Annotated in this window: 2 protein-coding genes; both read left to right on the top strand. The window is 72.1% G+C overall.

Annotated features, from left to right (window positions below; genetic code table 11):
• Window positions 1-211: 211 nt before the first annotated feature.
• A complete protein-coding gene (locus tag ACFU7Z_RS36140) occupies window positions 212-2476 on the top strand; it encodes a right-handed parallel beta-helix repeat-containing protein (protein WP_380782261.1) in 2265 nt (754 codons plus the stop codon).
• Between the two features lie 249 nt (window positions 2477-2725).
• A partial coding sequence (locus ACFU7Z_RS36135) for a right-handed parallel beta-helix repeat-containing protein (protein WP_380782259.1) occupies window positions 2726-4983 on the top strand: 2258 nt, incomplete at its 3' end.

Raw genomic sequence — 4983 nt, 5'->3', positions numbered from 1 at the left:
CTCCGAGCCCTCCGCTCGGTGCCGGGGCCGTTCGCGCGGGGTGCGGAGGCCTGCGGATTTGTCGTTGGCGCGCCCCCACCGGTTGTGGAATGATCCGCTCCGCCCTCCAGTCGATCAAGGACGGACCAACGGAGGGTAAAGGCGTCATTCGCGCTTCAAAGTGCCCAGGGGGGTTCCCATTTCCAGATTCCGTACGGCCCTCGCCGCCGGTGTGACGCTGCTCGGGGCGGTCGGTCTGCCGGCCGTCTCCGCGGGCGGCGCGGCCGCGGCGGGCGGCACGCTCCACGTCAACAACGGCGCGGGTGCGCACTGCACCGACGGCGGCACGGGCGCCCAGTCGGCGCCGTTCTGCACCATCGGCGCGGCCGCGGCCGTCGTCCAGCCGGGGCAGACGGTGGACATCGCCGACGGGGCGTACCCCGAGGACCTGACCGTCACGAAGTCGGGCACGGCCGAGGCGCCGATCACCTTCCGGGCGACGAAGAACGAGAACAGCCCGGGCGGCGGTGCCCGCATCGGCGGGTGGAACCAGCAGACCAACGGCTTCTTCGTCACGGGCGCCCAGCACGTCCGCTTCGAGAACCTGACGTTCGACGCGGGCTACCTGAAGCCGTCGATCGTGGTAAGCGGTGCCCGGGACGTGGTGTTCGACAACACCTCCGTCCTCGGCGGCACCGGTGTCCGGATCACCGGCGCGTCCGACAAGGTGGTGTTCGGACGCGGCAGCATCGGCTCGGCGGGGCCGGGGATCACCGTCGACCGCGGCTCCACCGGAACCGTGCTGACCACCAACGTGGTGCAGCCCAACTCCGGCTACAACTCGACCGGCATCGTGGTGCAGGACTCGCCGGACACCGTCGTGGTGAGCAACTCGCTGAACACGAACTGCTTCGGCGGGATCGTGCTGGACGGCACCTCGACCGGTGCGGTGGTCGAGAACAACGTGGTGAACACGGCGGCCAACCTCGAGAAGTCCTGCGGGGCCAAGGCCACCGGCGCCACCGGGATCACCGTCGCGGTGAACTCCGTCCCGGGCCTCAAGGCCGACTACAACGTGGTCGACTCGCGCAGCGACGCCGCGGCCTACCACTGGGGCGGCGTCCCGTACGCCGTCCAGCAGGCGTTCACCGCCGCCACCGGCCAGGGCGCGCACGACTTCTTCGCCCCGTCGTGGGTCCAGAAGGGGCCGAACGCGCCGCTGGACGTCACCGTCGACTCGGCGGACGAGAACGCCCCGGGCATGCTGCCGACCGACCGCGGCGGCTGGGCCCCGGCCGACGACGTGACGGTCCCCAATACCGGTACGGGCAGCGGCATCCGCGACCGCGGTGCCTACGAGATGCTCGACATCGGCAGCGCGTTCACCCCGGCCGGTCCGACCCGGCTGCTGGACACCCGGGCGCCGATCGGCGTCCCGTCGGCCCAGGCGGTTCCGGCCTGGGGCACCGTCGACCTCCCGGTGACCGGTGTCGCGGGCGTTCCGGCGGAGGGCGTGACGGCCGTGACGCTGAACGTGACGGTGACCGAGCCGGGCGCCGACGGCCACCTGACCGTCTACCCGCACGGTGACGCCGCGCCGAACTCGTCGAACCTGAACTGGGTCGCCGGCCGGACGATCCCGAACCTGGTGACCGTTCCGGTGACGGACGGGAAGGTGTCGTTCTACAACGCCTCCGGCGGCACGGTGCACCTGATCGCGGACCTCGCCGGCTACTACGGCACCAAGGGTTCGCTGTTCCACGCCCAGGGCCCGACGCGGCTGCTGGACACCCGGGCGCCGATCGGCGTCCCGTCGGCGCAGGCGGTCCCGGCCTGGGGCACCGTGGACCTGCCGGTCACCGCCGTCGCGGGCGTCCCGGCGGCCGGTGTCACCGCCGTCACGATGAACGTGACGGTCACCGACCCGGAGCAGGACGGGCACCTGACCGTCTACCCGCACGGCGGCAAGGCACCGGACGCCTCCAACCTCAACTGGACGGCCGGGCGGACGATCCCGAACCTGGTGACGGTGCCGGTGAAGGACGGCAAGGTCTCGTTCTACAACGCCTCCGGCGGCACCGTGCACCTGATCGCCGACCTCGCCGGCTACTACAGCGCCGAGGGCAAGGTCAGCTACCGCCCGGCCGGCCCGTACCGGCTCCTCGACACCCGCCAGGACGCCAACTGGGACTCGGAGGCCCGCCCCGCGGGCACCGTCCCGGCCTGGGGCACGGTGGAGATCCCGGTCGGCGAGATCCCCAACGTCACCGCGCTGACCCTGAACGTGACGGTCACCGAGCCGGGCACCGACGGGCACCTGACCGTCTACCCGCACGGTGACGCGGCGCCGAACGCCTCGAACCTGAACTTCCTGCCCGGCGAGACCATCCCGAACCAGGTGGTCGTCCCGGTCAAGGACGGCAGGGTCTCGTTCTACAACGCGAGCGGTGCTCCGCTGCACCTGATCGTCGACCTGTTCGGCTACCAGGCCTACTGACCCGTACGCGCCCCCGCGCCCGCCCCGACGGCCCCGGAGCCGAGCCCCCGCGCTCGACTCCGGGGCCGTTCGCGTGCGGTGCGGTGGCCTGCGGATTTGTCGTTGGCGCGGCCCCTTCCGCTGTGGAATGATCCGCTCCGCCCTCCAGTCGATCAGTTCAGGACACAGGGGGCCGGAAAGCGTCATCAGCGCTGCACAATGCCCAGGGGGGTTCCCATTTCCAGACTCCGTACGGCCCTCGCCGCCGGCATGACGCTGCTCGGGGCGGTCGGTCTTCCGGCTGTCGTCGCGAGCGGCGCGGCCGCGGCGGGCGGCACGCTCTACGTCAACAACGCCGCGGGTGCGAACTGCACCGACAGCGGCAGCGGCGCCCAGTCGGCGCCGTTCTGCCACGTCGCGGCCGCCGCGGCGGTCGTCCAGCCGGGGCAGACCGTCGAGATCGCGGCCGGGTCCTACGTCGACACCGCGGTGACCGTGACCCGCTCCGGCACCGCCGACGCCCCGATCACCTTCCGCAGCCAGGCCCAGCAGTACTCGTCGGGCGGCGTCGCCTCGCTCAGCGGCGGGGCGCCGAACCACCCGGACAGCGCCATCGTGGTCAAGGGCGCCGACCACCTGCGCTTCGAGAACTTGACGGTGCTGAGCAACCAGCGTCCGGCCGTCGTGGTCGACGGCGGGCACGACGTCTCCTTCACCAACATCGCGGCCTCGGGCGGCGGCGTGCGGATCACCAACGCCTCCGACAAGGTCACCTGGGCCCGCGGCGACTTCAGCTACGCGCCCGGCCCGCTGCTCCAGGTCGACGGCGGCTCCACCGGGACCGTCCTGACCACCAACGTGGTCCAGGCCAACTACGTGCCCGACATGACCGGGATCCTGGTCAAGGACGCGCCGAACACCGTCGTGGTGGCCAACACCGTCACCTCGTCCTGCTTCGCCGGGATCGTGCTGGACGGCGGCTCCACCGGCGCGGTGGTCGAGAACAACGTGGTGAACACCGCGAAGAACCAGAACGCGGCCTGCGCCACCCCGGCCGCCGCCACCGGGATCACCGTCGGGGCGAACGCCACCGCGGGCACCAAGGTCGACTACAACCTGATCGACCCGCGCAGCGGCGGCGCGCCCTACAGCTGGGCCGGCGCCGCCTTCGGCACCCAGGACCAGCTCACCGCGAACACCGGCCAGGGCGTGCACGACTTCGTCGCCCTGACCTACGTGCCGAAGGGCCCGGACGCCCCGGTCGACCACCGGATCGACTCGGCGGACGAGACCGCCCCGGGCATGCTGCCGACCGACCGCGGCGGCCAGGCCCCGGTGGACGACCCGACGGTCGCCAACACCGGTACGGGCAGCGGCTTCCGCGACCGCGGTGCCTACGAGATGCTCGACATCGGCAGCGCGTTCACCCCGGCCGGTCCGACCCGGCTGCTGGACACCCGTCAGCCGATCGGCGTGCCGACGGCGCAGCCCGTCCCGGCCTGGGGCACCGTCGACCTCCAGGTGGCCGGCGTGGCCGGGGTTCCGGCGTCCGGTGTCACCGCCGTGACGATGAACGTGACGGTCACCGACCCGCAGGAGGCCGGGCACCTCACCGTGTACCCGCACGGGGACGCGGCGCCCAACTCGTCGAACCTGAACTGGCCCGCCGGGCGGACGATCCCGAACCTGGTCACGGTTCCGGTGACGGACGGCAAGGTGTCGTTCTACAACGCCTCCGGCGGCACGGTGCAGCTGATCGCCGACCTCGCGGGCTACTACAGCCCCAAGGGTTCGCTGTTCCACGCCCAGGGCCCGACCCGGCTGCTGGACACCCGGGCGCCGATCGGCGTCCCGGCGGCGCAGGCCGTTCCGGCCGGGGGCACCGTCGACCTCCCGGTGGCCGGCGTCGCGGGCGTGCCGGCGGCCGGCGTCACCGCCGTGACGATGAACGTGACGGTGACCGAGCCGCAGGCCGACGGCCACCTCACCGTCTTCCCGCACGGTGACAAGGCACCGAACGCGTCGAACCTCAACTGGACGGCCGGGCGGACGATTCCGAACCTGGTGACGGTGCCGGTGAAGGACGGCAAGGTGTCCTTCCAGAACGTCTCCGGCGGTACCGTGCACCTGATCGCCGACCTCGCGGGCTACTACGCCACCGAGGGCAAGGTCAGCTACCGCCCGGCCGGCCCGATCCGGGTCCTCGACACCCGCCAGGACACCTACTGGGAGTCGGGCGTCCGCCCGGCGGCCACCGTCCCGGCCTGGGGCACGGTGGACGTCCCGGTCGGCGAGATCCCGAACGCCGCGGCGGTGACCCTGAACGTGACGGTCACCGAGCCGGGCACCGACGGGCACCTGACCGTCTTCCCGCACGGGGACGCGGCGCCGAACGCCTCGAACCTGAACTTCCTGCCCGGTGAGACGATCCCCAACCAGGTGGTCGTCCCGGTCAAGGACGGCAGGGTCTCGTTCTACAACGCGAGCGGTGCTCCGCTGCACCTGATCGTCGACCTGTTCGGCTACCA

The organism is Kitasatospora sp. NPDC057518, from assembly GCF_042802075.1.
Lineage (GTDB): Bacteria > Actinomycetota > Actinomycetes > Streptomycetales > Streptomycetaceae > Kitasatospora.
This window is presented reverse-complemented; position numbering and strand designations above follow the sequence as displayed.